A 19,004-nucleotide genomic window follows, 5' to 3' on the forward strand; every position below is an offset into this window, starting at 1 on the left:
CTCAAAAGAGTGCAGGCCTTGGGGAGGACAAGATGGACATTCGAGATTCGAACACGGCAATCGCCTCTTTACCGAGCGGTCACGGCAAGACTGCCTTGATGGAAGGGTGGAGGTTGGCATGACTGCGCAGATCGAGATCGACAGCGTGACCAAGCGGTATGGCGCGATGACGGTTATGGAGAACCTCTCCCTGTCCGTCAAAGCCAATGAATTCATGGTCTTTCTCGGTCCCTCCGGATGCGGAAAATCCACCTTGCTGCGCATGATTGCCGGGCTTGAAAGCGTGGATGAGGGCACGATCTCCATCAATGGCCAGCGCATCGACACGCTTCCACCCGGCAAGCGCGATATTGCCATGGTGTTCCAGTCCTATGCGCTTTATCCGCACATGACGGTCGCCGACAACATGGCGTTCGGCCTTCGCAATATCGGCATTCCCTCAGAAACCGTCTCGGCTCGCATCGCAGAAGCCGCCCGGATGCTGGAGATCGGCCACCTTCTGGAGCGCAAGCCCGGCCAGCTTTCCGGTGGACAGCGTCAGCGCGTGGCCATCGGGCGCGCGATCGTCAAGGAGCCGAAAGCCTTTCTGTTCGATGAACCGCTGTCCAATCTCGACGCCGCTCTGCGCGTCAGGACCCGTGTCGAGCTCGCCCAGCTCCGCAACCGTGTCAAATCGACCATGATTTTCGTCACCCACGATCAGATCGAAGCGATGACGCTGGCCGACCGCGTCGTGGTGATGAACAACCGCAAGATTGAGCAGATCGGCAAGCCGATGGACATCTATCTGCGCCCGGCCAGCCGCTTCGTTGCCACTTTCGTCGGCTCGCCCACCATGAATTTCATGCCCGTGCAGATATCCGAAACAGGCGGCTTCGCTGTCGCCACCCTGCCGGACGGCTCACACCTCAAGACGAGCGTGCGCGCCGAAGGCCTGACAGGTGGAGAGCACACGCTGGGCATTCGCGCAGAAGCGGTGCGGCCTGCGGGCGAAGGCGAGGTATCGGCCACCACAGGAACCGTCGAGGTGCTGGAGCGGCTCGGCGACCGAACGCTGCTCTATACCCGGCTTGCCGACGGCCAGATGATCGTTGCCGAAGATATTGGGCTAAGCCGCGCTGCGATTGGCGATCGGATCGGGCTTTCGCTGGATGGACACCGCGCGCATCTCTTCGATGCGGACGGCCGCGCCTATCATGCGGAGGATGGCTGACATGGCGGAGATGCAGTCCACCGCCTCTCGCAAAGTCCGGCCCGTCAATGCGCCGCTTTGGCGCAATGCGCTTTTCGTCGCCCCCTATCTCTTCTTCTTCGTCACGCTGCTCGTCGTTCCCCTATTCTGGGGCATCTGGCTCAGCCTGCACAAGGCCGATGCCTTTGCGATCGGCCGTTTCGTTGGCCTGACGAATTATATCCGCCTCTTCAATGACCGTATATTTATCCAGTCGATCTGGAACACTTTCTACTTCGTCGTCCTGACCGTCCCACCGCTTGCCGTCATTGGTCTGCTGCTGGCGCTGGCGCTCAATCGCCAGACGCGCACGGCGGCTGTCCTGCGTACGGTGTTCTTTGCCTCATCGGTTCTGTCGGTTACCATCGTCACGCTCGTCTGGCGCATTGTTTTCATTCCGAATTTCGGACTGCTATCCACGATCTATGGCTGGTTCGGCGCAACGACACCTGCCTTCCTGTCCAATCCCGATCTGGTGATGATCGCGATTGCCATTGCCACCATCTGGTGGTGCATCGGTCTGCCGATGATGCTCTATCTCGCCGCACTCCAGCAAATTCCCGGCGACATCTACGAGGCAGCCGCACTCGACAACGCCAGTCGCTGGCGCACCTTCCGCTTCATCACATTCCCGTCGATCAAGCGGACCTTCGTGCTCGTCGTCGTTATCCAGATCGTGCTCCAGTTCCAGCTGTTCGGCCAGGCAAAGCTGATGAGCAACGGCGGACCGAACAATGTCTCCAAACCGCTTGTCCTCTACATCTATGAGGCGGCGTTTACGAAATGGGATCTCGGGCTTGGGGCAGCCGCATCGGAAGTGCTGTTCGTTCTGATCCTCATGGCGGCCATAGTGCAGTTCCTCGTATCACGTAGAAAGGGAGATGCGGCATGAGCAATGAGCACGCTTCCGGCATGGTCGGCCGCACCACCGGCGACCGCGTGATCCTCTGGCTCACCGTCGTGGCGGCTATCCTCATGATGGCACCGCTCATCTGGGTCATCGCTTTGTCCTTCAAGGACAACAAGGAGCTGATGGTGAGCATGAACTCCGTGTTCCATGCGCCCTATACCATCCAGAACTATATCAACATTCTGGCGACGTCGTCGGTGTTTCGCTGGATACTCAACAGCCTGATCGTATCAGGCGGGCTGACCATCGGCACGCTGGTTTTATCCTCACTCGCCGGCTACGGTTTTGCCCGGCTGAACTTTCCGTTCCGCAACGTGATCTTCATTCTTGTCCTGATGGGACTTGCCGTCCCTGAGCAAGCGGTGCTGATCGCACGTCACCAGCTCTTCAGCTGGCTTAAATTTCACAATACCTATCAGGGCCTCATCCTGCCCGGCCTATCTGCACCCTTCGGCGTCTTCCTGATGACGCAGTATTTCCGGGCCATTCCTAGGGAGCTCGACGAAGCGGCATTGCTCGACAATGCCAGCCGCTTCAAAATCTTCTGGAAAGTGCTTTTGCCTTTGACGCTGCCCGCACAGGCCACGCTCGGCATCTTCACCTTTCTGAATGCCTGGAACGATTACTTCTGGCCGCTGATTTCCGGCACAAAGAAAGAAATGTACACGCTGACGGTCGGGATTGCGTCGACACAGACCAATTTCGCGCAGTCGGAAGGCCTCGGCTTTTTGATGTCGCAGGCGGTCTTTGCCGGTGCGCCAATTCTCATCCTGTATCTGTTTTTCCAGAAATACATCGTCACAGCTGTCTCGGGTGCCGCGGTGCGTTGAACGCGAAATGTTTCGACCAGCCAGCGCACTCGAACGCTGGATCACATGACTGATCATGAACGGAGGAGACTATCATGATGCAGATATTCAGACGATCATTCCTGGCGGCGGCATCCGTCGTCGCGCTGATGGGGGCAAGTCCCGCATACGCTGCCACGGAGCTGACATTGCAACGCTTCTTTGGTGCCTGCGACGCGGATTTTGGCAAAAATACCGATGTCACCAAGGCGGTTGGCGAATGCGGGATCATCACCTCGATCATCAACAAATTCAACGCCGACAATCCCGACATCCATATTTCGGTTACCACCGTCGAATGGCCGGGTTACGACCAGCTGACGGCGCAGTTCGCGGCTGGCGATCCGCCGGATATCGTCTCCATCCATCACTCCGCGATCTCCGACTATCAGTCCAAAGGTCTGCTGCTTCCTCTCGATGAACTGCTTTCGAAGAACGGCATCACGCCCGACCTCTTCACCGATGCTGCGCGCGGCGGCGTGACAAAAGAAGGCCAGATGTATGGCCTTCCCATCGACAACTGGACCATGCTGTTTCACATCAACATGGATTTGTTCAAGCAGGCTGATCTCGTCAATGCCGATGGCACGCCAAAGCTTCCGACAAGCGTGGACGAGCTTTTGGCGCAGGCCAAACAGTTTAAGGAAAAGACCGGAAAGCCCTACCTGATCCAGAACCTCGCCAATGAAAAGGCGTTGTTTGCACGCAATTTCTACACCTATCTCTTCCAGCAGGATTCCGATTTCTTCGCCGATCCGACCAAGGTCAAGCTGCAAACGCCCGAGGCCAAAAAGGTCATCGAGATGTATAAGGCGATCTATGACCAGGGCGACACGACGAAGGACATGGACTATGCTGGCAGTATCAACGCCTTTCTGGCTGGCGAAGGCGGTGTGCATCTCAATGGCACATGGATGATCGGTGACTATAACGCCTCGTCGGAAACCAAGGGGACGGCCTTGAACAAGGGCGGGTATGCCGTCTACCCCTATCCGCAGCTCTTTGCCGGCAAGAAGGCGCAATATGCCGACGGCCACGCCTGGGGCGTTTCCCAGAAGGACCGCAGCGAGGAGCAAACCGCCGCCATCGGCAAGTTCCTGAAGTTCTTTGCCGACAATGATTTCGAATGGGCACGCACAGGTCACCTGCCATCGGTCAAGGCGGTTCTCGACAGTGCCGCGTTCAAGGCCCTGCCGCACCGCGACACGGTCTCGGCAATCGCCACGCTCGGCACACCACTGCCTGCCACGGTGCAGCGCCAGTTCGCTATCCAGGATATTGTCGGCGAAGAAATGAACTCTGCCATCACCGGCCAGAAGGATGTCGACGCGGCACTTGCCGATATGGAATCGCGGATCAATGACCTGCTCGCCAATCTCTGAAGGCTTCATTCCTGCGACCTTCAGCATAAAGGCCCGTTGCTCACTGCGAGCGACGGGCCTTTATGCGTGAAGACGATTGATGGCGATCAGCGGGTTTTTGCTACCGGAATGCCGACCGACGTGGTGACCGTCTATAGGCTGCTTTCGCGCACGATGAGCTGCGGCTGGATGGTCAGGTGCGGGACGCCGTCCTTGCCATTCAAGAGATCAAGGATGAGCGAACCAGTGCGCGCTCCGATCATGCGGGCGTGTGCATTGATGGTCGTCAGCGCGGGCACGGAAATGCCGCCGATCTCATAGTCGCCAAACCCGCCAATGGCGATTTGCTCCGGCACGCAGATGTCCCGTCGCTGGCACTCCGTCAAAGCGCCGAAGGCTGAAAGATCGGACACGCAGATCACCGCTTCGGTATCGCGGAACTCCTCGAGAAGCCGTGCCATGGCATTTGCGCCTTCCCGCATGGAAATAGGCGGCGCGCCAGCGTCGATCAACCTAAAAGGATCAAGCCCGTGGTCGCGTAATGCGGTGATAAAGCCATGGCGGCGGTTGGTGCCCCGGGTGTCGCGGCTTGCATCACCGCCGATGAAGGCGATGCGCCGATAACCCACCTCGATGAAATGATCGACCATGCTGCGCACCGCATCCGCGTTGGAGAAGCCGACAAAATGACCGATGGGTTCGGCTGGCACATCCCAGGTCTCGATGACGGGGATATTGGCGTTTTCCAGCAACTTGCGCGCCCGCTGCGTATGTTGGCCACCCGTCACGGCAATGGCCTGCGGCTTGCGGCGCAGGAGGTTTTCGATCAGCCGCTCTTCTTCCTGCATGTCGTAGTTCGTATAGCCGAGCAGTATCTGGAACCCCTGCGCGCTGAGAACATCGGACAATCCGCCGACGGTATCTGCAAAATTGGCGTTGTTGATAGAGGGAATCGTGACGGCGATGAAATCTGTTTTCTTCGAGCGAAGATTGGATGCGGTCGAATCGAAGACATAGCCAAGATCTTCAGCCGCCTTCAAGATCGCGTCACGCGTTTCCGTGTTGACCAGGCCGCCCGCCTTGAATGCCCGCGAGACCGTCATGGGCGAAACACCTGTCGCGCGCGCGATATCGGCCATAGTCGGCGTTCTGTCGTTGCGCATGCCCCACTACCCCATTCTTCTTTACCGCTTTGGCGGTCTTAATCGTATCAGCGGATATGGCCGCGAATGGCAAGCGAGACCGCATAGATCGACGTGGTCGCCGTGATAAACAGCCGATGACCGTTGCGTCCACCAAAACACACGTTGGAAACCGTTTCAGGCACAAGGATTTTGCCGAGACGGCGACCGTCGGGAGAGATGCAGTGAACGCCGTCGGCTGCGGAGGACCAGAGATTGCCGGCAGCATCGACCCTCATTCCGTCTGCGCAACCCGGCTCTATGGAATGAAAGACTGCGCCGCCACTCAAACGCCCGTTCTCGTTAACATCAAACACGCGGATATGGCGCGGGTCATCGGAAAACATGCGCCCTGTGTCGGCGACATAAAGGCGCTTTTCATCGGGGCTGAACGCCAAGCCATTCGGGCAGTTGAAATCGGTGAGCACCGCGCGGACTTCGCCCGACATGGGGTCGACACGGTAGACATTGCAAGGCAATTCCTGCTCCGCGCGAAAGCCTTCATAATCCGTCGCAATGCCGTAATGCGGGTCTGAGAACCAGATGGCGCCATCTGACGCCACGATCACATCATTGGGTGAATTCAGCCGTTTACCGTCATAGCTGTCGGCAATGACAGTGATCGTCCCATTATGTTCCGTGCGCGAAACCCGTCGTGTGCCGTGTTCGCAGCTGACCAGCCTTCCCTCGCGGTCACGCGTGTGGCCGTTCGAAAAATTCGATGGCTCGCGAAACGTGGAAATGCCTGTCGCAGGGCTCCAGCGCAGGATGCGGTTGTTGGGAATATCGGAAAACAGAAGGCAATCATGGTCTCCGAACCAAACAGGTCCTTCGACCCAGTCGAACCCGCCAGCCAGCTTCTTGAGCGGCGCATTACCCAGCACGAAAGTGGAAAAGACCGGGTCTTCCGCTTCGAAAAATGACATCAGGCCCAACCTTTCCTTGTTTTTGGACATTAGCGCGAAGATAGCGATCAGGTGGTGTGCAGCAAGACCGCACGCCACCCATCCGCTTGTTTTATTTGCCCCAGATTTTCTTATACGCGTCGCGATAACCGTTATCCGGATCAAACGAGTTCTTCGGCCCGCCGTCGAACTCGACATTATCGACCGTCACCACGTGCAATGGCGACACATAGCCGGACCATTTTTCACCCGAAAAGGCGCGGTTGAGTTCATCGACCAATTGCCAGCCCTGAAGATTGAGGGGCTCGGCGACCGTGACCGATTGGTACTGTTTGGCGCGGATGCGCTGGTAGGCGCTTTCGGAGCCGTCGCCCGCCGCTACGCTCTTCGGCGCACCGTCACCCGGAATGCCTGCGGCTGACAAAGACGGGCCCATGAAATCGAAATAGATGTCGTTGATCGCCAGCGAATGCGTCCACTTTGCTCCGTATTTCTGTAGCAACGTCGTCGTCAGTTGCGGCATGCGCTGTGAAGTCTCGGCGATTGGCGTATCGACATATTCGAGCACGGTACCGCCAAGCGCCTCGATTTCCGCCTTCATCTTGTCGGCCTTGGCGATGGCGATGGCATAGGTGGAATCGGTGAAGATGATGACGCCCGGTTTTCCGCCCGCATCAACAAAGGCGTAATCGGCGGCGGCTTTGGACACTTCCATAGCATCGGTCGTGACATTGGCGAAAACGCCCACCTCATCCACCGGTCCAACAGCCGGGGCAGCGTGCCAGGCGACCATGGGAATATTGGCCTTCTTGGCTTCCGCCATGGCGGGTTTCTGCTCGACGGCATCGAAACCTGCAATGATGATGCCATTCGGCTTCAGGGTCAGCGCCTGCCCGAACGAGGCCGTCCGGCCTTCGACGGAACCGGCGCTATCCAGCACATTCACCTTCCAGCCAATGGATTTGGCGGCTTCTTCAATGCCGTTGACGACACCCAGAATGCCGCCATTCTTCATGTCAGCGGCCACAATCACCACCGATTTGTCGGCTGCCGCTTTCGGGCCAGTTGTCGGGCCGTCCCATTTTTCGACTTTGCTGGCATATTTGGCAACGACGGCCTTGGCGTCCGTCATGGCATCCGCAAAGGCCGGTCCTGCTAGGACGATAGCGAACACGGCGGACGCCGTACTTGCAAGGAACTGTCTGCGTCTCATGGTATTTCCTCCCATTGAAATCACGGTTTTTACGACGATGCATGCACTCAGGACGGGTCGGCAGCAGTCTTTTCCGGCATGCCTTTGGGCTTCAACAGGCCAGCCACGCCGCGGCGGCGCTGGGCATAGCCCGCGATACCGATGGCAACCAGCAACGTGACGCCGTTGAAAAGAGGCTCGACAAAGAAGGAGCCGCCGAATTGCTGGATACCGGCAATGCCGACGGCCAGGATGATGACGCCGATCATCGTACCCCAGACATTGACGCGGCCGGGCTTGATCGTGGTAGAGCCGAGAAACGCGCCGACCAAAGCCGGCAACAGATATTCGAGCCCGACGCTGGCCTGACCGATCCGCAGGCGCGATGCCAGCAACACACCGGCGAGAGCCGACAGCAGACCAGAAATAACGAAGGCACTCACCACGAAGCGACGCACGGGAATGCCGTTGAGAGCAGCGGCCTTCGGATTGGCACCGATGGCATAGGTGTAGCGACCGATCGGCAGATATTCGAGCACGATCCACATCACCAGCGCCAGTGCCAGCACATAAAATCCGGTGATGGGCAGGCCGAAGATAAAGGTGCCGTTCAGGGCTAGAAATCCATCCGGCAGAACGCCGACGACCTGACGACCACCCGTATGCCAAAGCGCTATGGCATAAATGACCGTTCCGGTGCCAAGCGTTGCGATGAAACTGTCGATCTTGGCAATCTCCACCAGCACGCCATTTAACAGGCCCGTCAAACCACCCAGCACCAGCACGATGAGAACGGCGATGGGCCAGGGCACGCCATACATGGTTTGCAGGCTGATCGCCAGAATGTGCCAGAGAACGATGCCGTAGCCGATGGTAAGATCGATCCGCCCACAGGCCATCGGGATCATCGCCGCCAGCGACAGAATGGCGATAATGGTCTTGTTGGCAATGATCGAGCGCATGTTGAGCACAGTCGGGAACGTATCCGGCAGCATGACGGAAAAGATCACGATGAGCAGAACCGTCAGGATCACCAACCCGTACACCGGCAAAAAGCGCTTGAGTTTGTCGCCGGTCGACAGGCCCTGTAGCTCCGACTTTGTCGGCTCGAGTGCGGTGGACTGGATGGATTGCATCTTCGTTCTCCAGATAATCAGGCCGCTTCGGAGGCGGATGCTGCAGCGATGACAGCGGATGTGGTGAGGTCGTCTCCGGTCAATTCCCGCACGATGCGTCCGCGTGAAAAGACGAGCGCGCGGTGGCAGATATGGGCGATTTCCTCGAAATCCGTGGAGATGACGATCACGGCAAGCCCTGCCTCAACGGCGGACGCAATCAGCCGGTAAATATCGGCTTTCGCGCCAACATCGACACCGGCCGTCGGGTCTTCGGCAATCAGGAGTTTTCGGCCCGTCGCCAGCCAGCGGCCGACAACGACCTTTTGCTGGTTTCCGCCCGAAAGTGCCTCGATTGCCAGCGATTGTTCATTGGGCCGAAGACCCACCTTCTCGCCAATCGACCATGCCAGATCCGCTTCTTTCGAAGGTGACAAGAAATTCGACAAACGCCTGCCGGTCGCGCCCGGATTAAGGAACGTGTTTTCGCGCAGCGAAAGCGACATGGCGACGGATTCTTCCGTGCGGTCACGCGCGATCAGCCCGATGCCGGAGGCAATGGCCGTTTCAGGACTGCGAAGATCGGGACGCTTGCCACGGATCGTCACCTGTCCGGTTGCGGGCTCTACGCCGAACAAGGCGCGACCAATCAGTTCCTGTCCGGCACCCCGCAGGCCGACAAGGCCCAGAAGTTCGCCTTGGCGCAGGGCAAACGATACCGGCCCGGCACCGCGGCAGGCCAAATCCTCGACTGTAACAAGCGTTTCACCAAGTGTCGTATGGGCTTTGGCAAACAGCTGATCGGCCTTGCGACCGACGATCATGCGAATGAGTTCGTCCGGATTGGTATCGGCAACCGCCGTCTCGCCGACGAGAAGACCGTCGCGCAACACGGCCACGCGGTCGGCAATGCGGAAGATTTCATCGAGGCGGTGGGAGACGTAGATCATCGCCACACCGCGCTCCTTCAACGGCCTGATGGCGTTGAACAGCCTCTCGACCTCGTCGGCGGGAAGGCTGGCGGTGGGTTCATCCAGCACAAGTACATCTGCCTCGACGGCCAAGGCTCTGGCGATGGCAACAAGCGATTTTTCGGTTCGTGTCAGGCTTTGAACCCGCGTCGTCGGGTCGAAATCGCAGCCCACCAGCTTCAGCGCCTCGGCGGTGCGTCTTGCCGTCGCGTTCCAGTCGATGAGCTTGTGGCTCATGGAAAAGCCCTGTGCCAGACCGACATTTTCAGCCACCGTCATCCACTCGATGAGGCCGAGATCCTGATGGATGAAGGCGACGGGTTGGCGCTGGTTGGGCTTGGGCGGACGATGATGATAGGGCTCGCCGCGAAACAGGATTTCGCCGCCATCGGGCTTATAGATGCCCGCCAGCGTCTTGATCAGTGTGGATTTTCCAGCGCCGTTTTCTCCCAGAAGCGCCAGAATTTCTCCGCGCTTCAGCTCCAGCGAGACATCCGTAATCGCTTTTGTGCCGCCGAACTCCTTCGACACGGAACGAAATTCCAGGAATTTTTCCGCTTCCATCCGCTCCTCCCAAAGCCTGATGTCTGACGCTATGATATCGATAACATAGAAGTCAAGATTCATTTTCAGTGATGAGCGGACATTTCATTTTGCGTTCCCGCTGCAGCTTCACAAATCTCAAAATCGCGCTGGACAAAGATTGGGAGCAAATCTATGTTATCGATAACAACGCATCGGAGGAGATGCCGTGAGCAAAATTGAAATCCTTCAGGTCGGCCCCTATCCAGCATGGGACGAAGAGCGTCTGAATGCCAACTTCACGATGCACCGATATTTCGAAGCGGCTGAAAAGACATCGTTTTTCCGCGATAACGGCGCTGACATAAGAGGCATCGCCACCCGTGGCGAGTTGGGTGCCAGCCGCGCGATGATCGACGCGCTGCCGAAATTGGAGATCATCAGCGTTTATGGCGTAGGTTATGATGCGGTTGACGTGAACGCGGCGCGTGAACGGGGAATTCGCGTGACCAACACGCCGGATGTGCTGACCAAGGATGTCGCGGATTTGGGTGTTGCAATGCTGCTGGCACAGGCGCGCGGAATGGTGAACGCTGACGCCTGGGTCAAGAGCGGAGACTGGGCAAGCAAAGGCCCTTATCCGCTGACATCACGGGTGCATGGCAAACGCGTCGGGATACTCGGCCTAGGTCGTATCGGTTTCGAGGTCGCAAGGCGGCTTGCGGGCTTCGACATGGACATTGCCTACAGCGCAACGGCACCCAAAGACGTCGCCAAGAACTGGACGTTCATCGCCGACCCGATCGAACTGGCCGCACGATCCGACTTTCTGTTCGTTACCCTTTCCGCATCCAGCGAAACGCGCCATATCGTCAGTCGCGATGTGATCGAAGCACTCGGCCCCCAGGGCATGTTGATCAATATTTCCCGCGCATCCAACATAGATGAAGACGCGCTTCTCGATGCGTTGGAGAACAAGACGCTCGGCTCGGCAGCGCTCGATGTCTTTGAAGGCGAGCCGAAGCTGAACCCGCGTTTCCTGACGCTCGATAACGTGTTGTTGCAGCCACATATGGCATCCGGTACGCTTGAGACGCGCAAGGCAATGGGCGCGCTTGTGTTCGACAACCTGTCGGCCCACTTCGAAGGCCGCCCGCTACCGACCCCGGTTTTGTGAGAGACATCAGATGAAAGCAATCGTTATTCACGCGCCCAAAGATTTGCGGATCGATGAAGCGACCATCGAGGCGCCCGGTCCCGGCGAGGTCGAGATACGCCTTGCCACCGGCGGCATTTGCGGGTCCGATCTGCATTATTACGCCCATGGCGGCTTTGGCGCGGTGCGTCTCAGGGAGCCGATGATTCTGGGACATGAGGTGTCCGGTTATATCGCGAGCCTCGGGGAAGGTGTGTCCAATCTCGCCATCGGCGATCTCGTTGCCATTTCACCGTCCCGCCCCTGTGGCGCCTGCGAATATTGCCTCAAGGGCATGCCGAACCATTGCTTTAACATGCGCTTTTATGGCTCTGCCATGCCCTTTCCACATATCCAGGGCGCGTTCCGCGAACGTCTGGTTGCCAAGGCCGAACAATGCGTGAAGGCCGATGGCTTAAGCGCTGGAGAAGCTGCGATGGCGGAACCGCTGTCGGTCACCTTGCACGCCACGCGGCGCGCGGGCGAGATGCTGGGCAAGCGGGTGCTGGTGACCGGATGCGGACCAATCGGTACGCTGTCCATCCTCGCTGCCCGCCGGGCCGGTGCCAGTGAGATCGTCGCTGCCGATCTTTCCGAACGCGCGCTCGGCTTTGCCCGCACCGTCGGCGCCGATCGCACGGTCAATCTTTCTGAAAACCCGGATGGTCTGGCGCCATTCAGCCAGACCAAGGGCTATTTCGATGTGCTTTACGAATGCTCCGGTGCGCAGCCAGCGCTGGTCAGCGGCATTCAGGCGCTGCGCCCGCGCGGCATTATCATCCAGCTGGGACTTGGCGGCGATATGACGTTGCCGATGATGGCGATCACCGCCAAGGAACTGGACATCCGCGGTTCCTTCCGCTTCCACGAGGAGTTTGCCACCGCCATCCGCCTGATGCAGGGTGGCTTGATCGATGTCAAACCCTTGATCACCCATACGCTGCCCTTTTCGGAAGCAACAAAGGCGTTCGAAATCGCCTCCGACAAGGGGCAATCCATGAAGACACAGATCGCCTTTAGCTGACAGATGAAGCAGCGATCGTTTCGGGAGGAAACATGAGCACCCAACTTTTCGACCTCACAGGCAAACGTGCCCTCATCACCGGCTCCTCGCAAGGCATCGGCTATGCAATGGCGCAAGGCCTTGCCGCGGCTGGTGCGGAGGTGATCTTGAACGGCCGTGACGAGACCAAGCTGAAAGCCGCAGCAGCCGCACTCGGCGTACAGCATGTGCTGGCTTTCGACGCCACCGACCACGGGCTGGTGCGTCAAGCCGTCGATAGATTCGAAAGCGAAGTCGGCCCGATCGACATTCTCGTCAACAATGCGGGCATGCAGCACCGCACGCCGCTGGAAGACTTTCCAGCTGACGCATTTGAGACCCTTCTCAAGACCAACATCTCAACCGTGTTCAATGTCGGCCAAGCCGTGGCGCGCCACATGATCAAGCGCGGTGCAGGCAAAATCGTCAACATCGCCAGCGTTCAGACCGCACTCGCCCGCCCCGGAATTGCCCCCTACACCGCAACCAAAGGCGCGGTCGGCAACCTGACCAAGGGCATGGCGACGGACTGGGCGAAATACGGCCTGCAATGCAACGCCATTGCGCCCGGCTATTTCGATACGCCGCTGAATGCAGCGCTGGTTGCCGATCCCGATTTTTCCGCTTGGCTTGAAAAGCGCACACCGGCAGGGCGCTGGGGGAAGGTCGAGGAACTCGTCGGCGCCTGCATCTTTCTCTCATCAAATGCGTCGTCTTTCGTCAACGGTCACATCCTCTATGTGGACGGCGGGATCACGGCTTCGCTCTGATCAGACGATGAGAGCCTATTACTGAGTATCGTCATCAACCGGGAGGGGATTGATTATGGGCAACAGGATCGCGCTGATTGGTGCGGGCGCCATGGGTGGTGCAATCGGCACCCGTTTGGTGGAGACGGGCAATCACCTCACCGTCTTCGATCTGGACCAGGACAAGGTCCAGCTTCTCGTGGACAAGGGCGCTTCTTCCGCCAAGACCGCTGCTGAAGCCGCTGCCGTCAGCGACTACGTCATCCTCAGCCTCAATTCGCCCGGCATCATCAGACGCGCCATCTTCGGTGACGCCGGCGTGGCTGATGGTGCCAAACCCGGCACGCTGTTGATCGACATGTCTTCGATAGACCCCGATGCCACCAAACAGCTTGCGGCAGATGCAGCCGAAAAAGGTCTGCGCTGGGTCGATAGCCCACTGTCCGGCGGCGCGCCGAAGGCGTTGCTGGGGCAGTTGACGCTGATGGCGGGCGGTACGCAAAGTGATGTCGAGGATGCCCATAATGTTTTGAAAGACGTGTCCAGCAACTACACCCATATGGGACCCGTCGGTGCTGGGCAAACGACCAAGCTGATTAATCAGGTGCTGTGTGGTCTCGGGTTTCTGGCCGTCGCCGAAGCCACACAACTGGCGCTTGATGCCGGTGTCGATGCGGCCAAAATTCCGCAAGCACTCAAAGGTGGTCGGGCCGATAGCTCGATTCTGCAGGAATATATGCCACGCTATGTGGCGAAGGATTACCGGCGCACCGGGCGCATCGACAACATGGTCAAGGATTTGAGCGGCGCGCAGGATCTGGCACGCCGCACCAACACGGCCATGCCGCTGACCTCCCTCTGCGCCGAAATCCACCGCATGCTGACGGCAGCAGGCTTGGGCGGCGAGGATCAAGCTGCGCTAATGGAATTTTTCAAGGGACCGAACAAGGAGATGTCAGAATGATTACCCGTTACGCCCTGTTCGAGGGCAAGGTCAAAGACGGTCAGACGGAGGCATTTCGCGAGGCCGTGATCAAGCGCATCTTGCCGAAATGGCAGCAATTCCCGAAGGCAACGGATGTGCGGGTGTCTTTTGCCGAGGCCCGTGATGACGGTGCGCCGGAACTACCGATGATCCTTGCGATCAACTATCCAGACCTGCAAGCGGTGGACGAGGCGCTGGCAAGCCCTGTGCGCAGTGAAGCGCGTGCGGCGACGGAAGCTGTGCTATCGGAGTTTTTCGAAGGCCGCATCCACCACCATGTGACGACAGCTAACGAGTATAAGCTATAAGTGCAGATTGGTAGGTAAAGACCCTACCAATCTTGTATTTTGGCGATAGTTCGCCGTTAGATCATGATCTCGCCACCCGTTACCGGGATGACGGCACCCGTCATATAGCTGCTGAGTTCCGATGCCAGAAGAACGTAGGCACCTGCTAGTTCCGCGGGCTGCCCGGCCCGGCCAATCAGGGTCTTTTCGCCGAAAGTTTTGGTCTTATCGGCAGGCATCGTGGAAGGGATGAGCGGCGTCCAGATGGGGCCAGGCGCGACAGCGTTGACCCGGATGCCTTTCTCGGCCACCATGGCGGCGAGGCCCGCCGTGAAATTCGAGATGGCGCCTTTGGTGGACGCATAGGCAAGAAGCTGCGGAGACGGCTGGCGAGACTGGATGGATGTGGTGTTGATGATCGTGCTGCCCGGCTTCATATGTGGAACGGCAGCCTTGGACAGAAAGAACGGGGCGTAGATATTCGTCCGGTAGGTTTCGTCCCACTCTTCAGCGGTGATGTCGGCAATATCGTCATAGGTGCGCTGGAACGCTGCGTTGTTGACCAAGATGTCGATGCGGCCCAACTCTTCGACCGTGCGCTGCACCAGCGATTTGCAGTGCTCTTCAGCTTTGATATCGCCGGGAATAACCACGGCCTTTCGACCCGCTTTTTTGATCCACTCTGCCGTATCCTGCGCGTCTTCATCTTCATTCAAGTAGGATATGACGACATCCGCGCCTTCACGCGCAAAGGCAATGGCCACCGCCTTGCCGATGCCCGAATCCGCACCCGTGATCAGCGCAACCTTGCCTTTAAGCTTGCCGCTACCCTGATAGGATTCTTCCCCATGGTCAGGTCTTGGATGCATTTCGGCAGTCTTACCGGGCGGCGACTGGACCTGCGATGCATAGGGTGGCGTAGGACGTTTTACGTCGGTCATGGGGTTCTCCAGATTGTGGGTGGTGTGTGACTAACCAGCCTAAGCCGCGTGAGTTCCTGACTTTTCCACATTCACCCAAATGCCAGGCAAAAAAACCGGCAGCCCGTACCCTTGTGCGCTCGTCCTCAAGGGAACGATTGGTGGTGAACGCGGTTCGCTTGAAAGAACAAACGACCCCATCGGCGCCACCGGTGCAGGAAAGCCAAAAGGATATGAGATATGGGACATTCCGAAGACAACGACCGCCCCCTCGACAAAATCCACAAAGATGCCGAAGGCCAGTTTGCCAAGGGATTGGAGCGGAGCGACAACAATGGTGTCGCCAGCGCCAAGCCACGGGCGATCACCGGCTCAGACGACGCAACAACACACAAGACCCCGCCGGGAAAGGCACCAGCAAAAAAAGAATGGGATTTGAATTACGACGAGCGGGATAGCAATGAAGGTGACTTCAGAGGATAGTCTCCCCCGGTTGATGAGCCTTCGTTGACGAGCACCGCGCCTGCATGCAATGTTTCCGCATAGTGGGACGGGAGGCTCCAGAATGCACAAAATCAAAACCGGTATCATCGTCGGTGCCGGTATGGTTGCCAAAACGCACATGCTCGCTTGCGTCGCAAGTCCTGAAAAAATCAGACTGAAAGGGTTCGTCGACAGTGGCTCTGGCCGAGCGGTGCCGCTTGCTCGCGAGGCATCAGAACGCAGCGGGCACGACGTCATCGTCTATCCTTCAGTCGAAGACGCCGCGCGAGATCAAGAGGTCGATTTTGCCATCATCGCCACACCCCCCAATGTGCGCGCGACCATAATCGAGCCTCTGGTTGAGGCGGGTAAGCATATCCTTCTTGAAAAACCCGTGGCCCGCGATACGGCAGAGGCGCAAGCCGTTGTCGACATGTGTCGGCGCGCTGGCGTCACTCTTGGCATCATTTTTCAGCACCGGATGCGTGATGCGTCCCGTAAAGCGCAAGAACTGGTCACGTCGGGGCGGCTGGGCACGCTTGGTCTATGCGAAATCTCTGTTCCTTGGTGGCGTCCTCAATCCTATTACGACGAGCCGGGCCGAGGCACCCTGGCGCGCGATGGCGGCGGTGTTCTGATATCCCAGGCGATCCACACCATCGATCTGGCGCTCAGTCTTTCGGGTCCTGTGTCTTCCGTGCAGGCGATGGCTGCGACCACACGGTTCCACGCCATGGAAACCGAGGATTATGTCAGCGCTGGCTTACGGTTCCAAAGTGGCGCCGTTGGCTCATTGGTTGCCAGCACTGCGAGTTTCCCGGGGACGGCGGAATCCATATCTCTGCACTTCGACCACGGCAGCCTCAGACTTGCGTCCGGACTGCTGCATGTAAACTGGCGCGACGGGCGCGAGGAAAGCTTCGGCGGCGCGGCATCCGGCACCGGAGGAGGCGCAGACCCGATGGCCTTTACCCACGCGTGGCACCAAGGGGTTTTTGAAGATTTCGTCGATGCCATTGCCTCGGGTCGTGAACCGGAGGTGACGGGCGAGGCCGCACTTTTGTCGCACCGTTTGATCGACGCGATCATCCAATCGGCTGAAACCCGCAAGGAAGTGGAATTGACGCATGCATAGACCGATAAAATTCGTCGCCTTGGGTATCGAGCATCGCCATATTTTCGGCATGGCGCAGAACATGCTCGATGCGGGAGCGGAATTTGTGGGCTGGTGGACGGAGGGCGAACCGGACGTCGTGGACGGCTTTGTGAAGCGGTTTCCAAATGTGCCGCGCGCCGCATCGAAAGATGTTCTTCTCGCTAACGACGCCGTCGATCTCGTCCTCATCGCCGACATTCCCGCAAAACGCGCCGATCTCGCCATCAGCGCGATGGAAGCGGGAAAGGATGTCATGTCCGACAAACCCGGCTGCACGACGTTTGAGCAACTGACCCGCCTGCGTGAAACCGTGGCCCGCACCAAACGCATCTGGACGATTGATTTTTCAGAACGCTTCGAAGTTCCAAGTGTCACGAAAGCATCAGAGCTTGTTGCTGAAGGCGCGATCGGGCGCGTCATTCAGACCATCGGCATGGGTCCACACCGTCTCAACCGCGCCACCCGGCCGCAATGGTTCTTCGACCGCCAGGCCTATGGCGGCATCCTCACCGATATTGCGAGCCACCAGATCGACCAGTTCATGTTCTTCACCGGCTCGACCGAAGTAGACATCGTCTCGGCGACGGTTGCCAATTATAACAACCCCAATGATCCCGGCCTTCAGGATTTCGGCGAAGTGCTGCTGCGCGGTGACCGCGGCCACGGCTATATCCGCGTCGATTGGTACACGCCCGACGCCCTGCCCACGTGGGGTGATGGTCGCCTCACCATTCTTGGAACGGAAGGCTATATCGAGCTTCGCAAATATGTCGATATCGGCAATACGGAGGGTACCGACCGGCTCATCCTCGTCAACGGCGGCAGGTGCGAATATATCGACGCATCGAATGCAGGCCTGCCCTATTTCGGAAAAGTCTGTGACGATATTCGCAATCGCACAGACACGGCGATGACGCAGGAACATGTTTTCAAGGTGTGCGAACTCGCACTTCAAGCACAGGCGAAAGCGGAGGAAAGCCGAACGTGATCGACTCTGGAACAATGAACGTTCCGACCGTCACCAGAGGACGTTCTTGATGGGTTGCACGGGCTTGGCTGGCGCTTCGTCTCCGATCAACTGTTCAAGATCGATTTGAATGGTCCTGCAAAGCGAGGTCAATGGAACATCATGCGCCCTGTTTTCAAAAGGATCCTGCAAATCCGCGCCGACGCGATCCATGGCCAACAACATGAAGCCGACAGCGGTCGATGCGAGTGGCGTAAACAGCGTCAAGCTGTCGACAAGGCCGATGGGTAAAAGTATGCAGAAGCCGTGCACGAACAAGGTGGGGAAATAAGCATAGCCACGCGGCAGAGGTGTATTTTTGATCCTCTCCATACCGCCCTGCGCATTGCTCATATCGACCATAATTCTCTCGATCTGGACGCGGCTGTAGGCATCGATCCATCCGGCATGAAATGCATCTCTCACGAGAGCCGCCGTACCATTGAGAATGGCGTTGGGTACATTGGCCGCGTCGACCACATCTCGAAGCCTGTCACCAGGAAGAAAATCCGCGATTTCCGGCTCACAGGGCTGGCGTCGCAAATGACAGCGCAATGCGTTCACATACGCGATCTGGCGACGTATCAGTTCGTGACGAAAGTCCTGGCTTTCCTGTTTGTCATCAATGAAATAGAGAATTTCGCGTCCATAGGAGCGCGATGCGTTCACCATTGCTCCCCATAAAGTGCGCGCCTCCCACCAACGGCTATATGCGCTGTTGTTGCGAAAGCTCATGAACAGAGCGAGCGCCGAACCGAGAAGGCTCATCGGCAAAACCGGAAGGTTTAACCACGGGTGAGGAAGATAGACATAGGCAAGCGTGACAACGATATCCCAGACGAAAAGCAGCCCAAGTGGCCAACCGATGTAACGAAGCATCCGGTGGAGACGGGCTGACTGAGGCAAAACCATTGTATTTCCTGACTGATCGATGGATATCTCGTT

The 19,004-nt window shown here is 58.1% G+C and carries 19 protein-coding genes; 12 read left to right on the top strand and 7 right to left on the bottom strand.

Features of this window, described 5'->3' with window-relative positions; translation table 11 throughout:
* The first annotated feature begins 118 nt into the window (after nt 1–118).
* The 4 genes from RRU01S_RS19920 (at nt 119) to RRU01S_RS19935 (ending at nt 4,371) form a co-directional block, all read left to right on the top strand.
* Nucleotides 119–1,213 (top strand): ABC transporter ATP-binding protein, encoded by a 1,095-nt coding sequence (locus RRU01S_RS19920; RefSeq protein WP_045231963.1) that lies wholly within the window; start codon nt 119–121, stop codon nt 1,211–1,213.
* Nucleotides 1,206–2,123: a carbohydrate ABC transporter permease gene (locus tag RRU01S_RS19925; RefSeq protein WP_234936223.1), complete on the top strand. Its 918-nt coding sequence runs from the start codon at nt 1,206–1,208 to the stop codon at nt 2,121–2,123. The genes RRU01S_RS19920 and RRU01S_RS19925 overlap by 8 nt, the downstream gene beginning before the upstream one ends.
* Nucleotides 2,120–2,971 carry a carbohydrate ABC transporter permease gene (locus RRU01S_RS19930; protein WP_045231965.1) on the top strand — a complete coding sequence of 284 codons (852 nt, stop codon included), beginning with the start codon at nt 2,120–2,122 and terminating at the stop codon, nt 2,969–2,971. The genes RRU01S_RS19925 and RRU01S_RS19930 overlap by 4 nt, the downstream gene beginning before the upstream one ends.
* A 77-nt stretch (nt 2,972–3,048) precedes the next feature.
* Nucleotides 3,049–4,371 (top strand): extracellular solute-binding protein, encoded by a 1,323-nt coding sequence (locus RRU01S_RS19935; RefSeq protein WP_165572251.1) that lies wholly within the window; start codon nt 3,049–3,051, stop codon nt 4,369–4,371.
* 131 nt (nt 4,372–4,502) lie between these two features.
* Here RRU01S_RS19935 and RRU01S_RS19940 read toward each other — a convergent pair whose 3' ends face one another.
* The 5 genes from RRU01S_RS19940 to RRU01S_RS19960 all read right to left on the bottom strand — a co-directional run bounded on the left by RRU01S_RS19940 (nt 4,503) and on the right by RRU01S_RS19960 (nt 10,278).
* Complete coding sequence (locus tag RRU01S_RS19940; protein WP_045231967.1) at nt 4,503–5,513, bottom strand: LacI family DNA-binding transcriptional regulator; 1,011 nt, start codon at nt 5,511–5,513, stop codon at nt 4,503–4,505.
* A gap of 47 nt (nt 5,514–5,560) precedes the next feature.
* On the bottom strand, nt 5,561–6,457 hold the full coding sequence (locus RRU01S_RS19945) for an SMP-30/gluconolactonase/LRE family protein (RefSeq protein WP_045232045.1): 897 nt from the start codon (nt 6,455–6,457) through the stop codon (nt 5,561–5,563).
* 91 nt (nt 6,458–6,548) lie between these two features.
* Nucleotides 6,549–7,649, bottom strand: coding sequence for an ABC transporter substrate-binding protein (locus RRU01S_RS19950; protein WP_045231968.1), 1,101 nt, complete (start codon nt 7,647–7,649; stop codon nt 6,549–6,551).
* A gap of 47 nt (nt 7,650–7,696) precedes the next feature.
* On the bottom strand, nt 7,697–8,764 hold the full coding sequence (locus RRU01S_RS19955; RefSeq protein ID WP_045231969.1) for an ABC transporter permease: 1,068 nt from the start codon (nt 8,762–8,764) through the stop codon (nt 7,697–7,699).
* Nucleotides 8,765–8,781: 17 nt separating this feature from the next.
* Nucleotides 8,782–10,278, bottom strand: coding sequence for a sugar ABC transporter ATP-binding protein (locus tag RRU01S_RS19960; RefSeq protein WP_045232046.1), 1,497 nt, complete (start codon nt 10,276–10,278; stop codon nt 8,782–8,784).
* Nucleotides 10,279–10,465: 187 nt separating this feature from the next.
* Here RRU01S_RS19960 and RRU01S_RS19965 point away from each other — a divergent pair, with 187 nt between their 5' ends.
* From RRU01S_RS19965 to RRU01S_RS19985, 5 genes are read left to right on the top strand one after another with little or no spacing between them, the layout of a single operon-like run.
* Nucleotides 10,466–11,413, top strand: coding sequence for a 2-hydroxyacid dehydrogenase (locus RRU01S_RS19965; RefSeq protein ID WP_045231970.1), 948 nt, complete (start codon nt 10,466–10,468; stop codon nt 11,411–11,413).
* Nucleotides 11,414–11,423: 10 nt separating this feature from the next.
* Nucleotides 11,424–12,455, top strand: a complete 1,032-nt coding sequence (locus tag RRU01S_RS19970) for an L-idonate 5-dehydrogenase (RefSeq protein ID WP_045231971.1) — start codon at nt 11,424–11,426, stop codon at nt 12,453–12,455.
* A 32-nt stretch (nt 12,456–12,487) separates the two neighbouring features.
* Nucleotides 12,488–13,243 (top strand): SDR family oxidoreductase, encoded by a 756-nt coding sequence (locus RRU01S_RS19975; protein ID WP_045231972.1) that lies wholly within the window; start codon nt 12,488–12,490, stop codon nt 13,241–13,243.
* Nucleotides 13,244–13,298: 55 nt separating this feature from the next.
* A complete protein-coding gene (locus tag RRU01S_RS19980) occupies nt 13,299–14,186 on the top strand; it encodes an NAD(P)-dependent oxidoreductase (RefSeq protein ID WP_045231973.1) in 888 nt (295 codons plus the stop codon).
* Complete coding sequence (locus tag RRU01S_RS19985; protein ID WP_045231974.1) at nt 14,183–14,515, top strand: hypothetical protein; 333 nt, start codon at nt 14,183–14,185, stop codon at nt 14,513–14,515. Before RRU01S_RS19980 ends, RRU01S_RS19985 begins: the two co-directional genes overlap by 4 nt.
* A 56-nt stretch (nt 14,516–14,571) precedes the next feature.
* On the opposite strand, the gene RRU01S_RS19990 is transcribed toward RRU01S_RS19985, so the two are convergent.
* Nucleotides 14,572–15,435, bottom strand: a complete 864-nt coding sequence (locus tag RRU01S_RS19990; RefSeq protein WP_081880136.1) for an SDR family oxidoreductase — start codon at nt 15,433–15,435, stop codon at nt 14,572–14,574.
* 219 nt (nt 15,436–15,654) lie between these two features.
* Here RRU01S_RS19990 and RRU01S_RS19995 point away from each other — a divergent pair, with 219 nt between their 5' ends.
* From RRU01S_RS19995 to RRU01S_RS20005, 3 genes are all read left to right on the top strand, one after another.
* Nucleotides 15,655–15,897, top strand: a complete 243-nt coding sequence (locus tag RRU01S_RS19995; protein ID WP_045231975.1) for a hypothetical protein — start codon at nt 15,655–15,657, stop codon at nt 15,895–15,897.
* A gap of 82 nt (nt 15,898–15,979) precedes the next feature.
* Nucleotides 15,980–17,032 carry a Gfo/Idh/MocA family protein gene (locus tag RRU01S_RS20000; protein ID WP_045231976.1) on the top strand — a complete coding sequence of 351 codons (1,053 nt, stop codon included), beginning with the start codon at nt 15,980–15,982 and terminating at the stop codon, nt 17,030–17,032.
* A complete protein-coding gene (locus tag RRU01S_RS20005) occupies nt 17,025–18,041 on the top strand; it encodes a Gfo/Idh/MocA family protein (protein WP_045231977.1) in 1,017 nt (338 codons plus the stop codon). Before RRU01S_RS20000 ends, RRU01S_RS20005 begins: the two co-directional genes overlap by 8 nt.
* 30 nt (nt 18,042–18,071) lie before the next feature.
* On the opposite strand, the gene RRU01S_RS20010 is transcribed toward RRU01S_RS20005, so the two are convergent.
* Nucleotides 18,072–18,971 (bottom strand): bestrophin family protein, encoded by a 900-nt coding sequence (locus RRU01S_RS20010; protein ID WP_045231978.1) that lies wholly within the window; start codon nt 18,969–18,971, stop codon nt 18,072–18,074.
* Between the last annotated feature and the right edge of the window lie 33 nt (nt 18,972–19,004).

This window comes from Agrobacterium rubi TR3 = NBRC 13261 (assembly GCF_000739935.1).
Classification (GTDB): Bacteria; Pseudomonadota; Alphaproteobacteria; order Rhizobiales; family Rhizobiaceae; genus Agrobacterium; species Agrobacterium rubi.

What these genes read in the sequence shown, in the direction of transcription:
- RRU01S_RS19920 (WP_045231963.1), top strand. Translation starts at nt 119, where the DNA reads ATGACTGCGCAGATCGAGATCGACAGCGTGACCAAGCGGTATGGCGCG.
- RRU01S_RS19925 (WP_234936223.1), top strand. Translation starts at nt 1,206, where the DNA reads ATGGCTGACATGGCGGAGATGCAGTCCACCGCCTCTCGCAAAGTCCGG.
- RRU01S_RS19930 (WP_045231965.1), top strand. Translation starts at nt 2,120, where the DNA reads ATGAGCAATGAGCACGCTTCCGGCATGGTCGGCCGCACCACCGGCGAC.
- RRU01S_RS19935 (WP_165572251.1), top strand. Translation starts at nt 3,049, where the DNA reads ATGCAGATATTCAGACGATCATTCCTGGCGGCGGCATCCGTCGTCGCG.
- RRU01S_RS19940 (WP_045231967.1), bottom strand. Translation starts at nt 5,513, where the DNA reads ATGCGCAACGACAGAACGCCGACTATGGCCGATATCGCGCGCGCGACA.
- RRU01S_RS19945 (WP_045232045.1), bottom strand. Translation starts at nt 6,457, where the DNA reads ATGTCATTTTTCGAAGCGGAAGACCCGGTCTTTTCCACTTTCGTGCTG.
- RRU01S_RS19950 (WP_045231968.1), bottom strand. Translation starts at nt 7,649, where the DNA reads ATGAGACGCAGACAGTTCCTTGCAAGTACGGCGTCCGCCGTGTTCGCT.
- RRU01S_RS19955 (WP_045231969.1), bottom strand. Translation starts at nt 8,764, where the DNA reads ATGCAATCCATCCAGTCCACCGCACTCGAGCCGACAAAGTCGGAGCTA.
- RRU01S_RS19960 (WP_045232046.1), bottom strand. Translation starts at nt 10,278, where the DNA reads ATGGAAGCGGAAAAATTCCTGGAATTTCGTTCCGTGTCGAAGGAGTTC.
- RRU01S_RS19970 (WP_045231971.1), top strand. Translation starts at nt 11,424, where the DNA reads ATGAAAGCAATCGTTATTCACGCGCCCAAAGATTTGCGGATCGATGAA.
- RRU01S_RS19975 (WP_045231972.1), top strand. Translation starts at nt 12,488, where the DNA reads ATGAGCACCCAACTTTTCGACCTCACAGGCAAACGTGCCCTCATCACC.
- RRU01S_RS19980 (WP_045231973.1), top strand. Translation starts at nt 13,299, where the DNA reads ATGGGCAACAGGATCGCGCTGATTGGTGCGGGCGCCATGGGTGGTGCA.
- RRU01S_RS19985 (WP_045231974.1), top strand. Translation starts at nt 14,183, where the DNA reads ATGATTACCCGTTACGCCCTGTTCGAGGGCAAGGTCAAAGACGGTCAG.
- RRU01S_RS19990 (WP_081880136.1), bottom strand. Translation starts at nt 15,435, where the DNA reads ATGACCGACGTAAAACGTCCTACGCCACCCTATGCATCGCAGGTCCAG.
- RRU01S_RS19995 (WP_045231975.1), top strand. Translation starts at nt 15,655, where the DNA reads ATGGGACATTCCGAAGACAACGACCGCCCCCTCGACAAAATCCACAAA.
- RRU01S_RS20000 (WP_045231976.1), top strand. Translation starts at nt 15,980, where the DNA reads ATGCACAAAATCAAAACCGGTATCATCGTCGGTGCCGGTATGGTTGCC.
- RRU01S_RS20005 (WP_045231977.1), top strand. Translation starts at nt 17,025, where the DNA reads ATGCATAGACCGATAAAATTCGTCGCCTTGGGTATCGAGCATCGCCAT.
- RRU01S_RS20010 (WP_045231978.1), bottom strand. Translation starts at nt 18,971, where the DNA reads ATGGTTTTGCCTCAGTCAGCCCGTCTCCACCGGATGCTTCGTTACATC.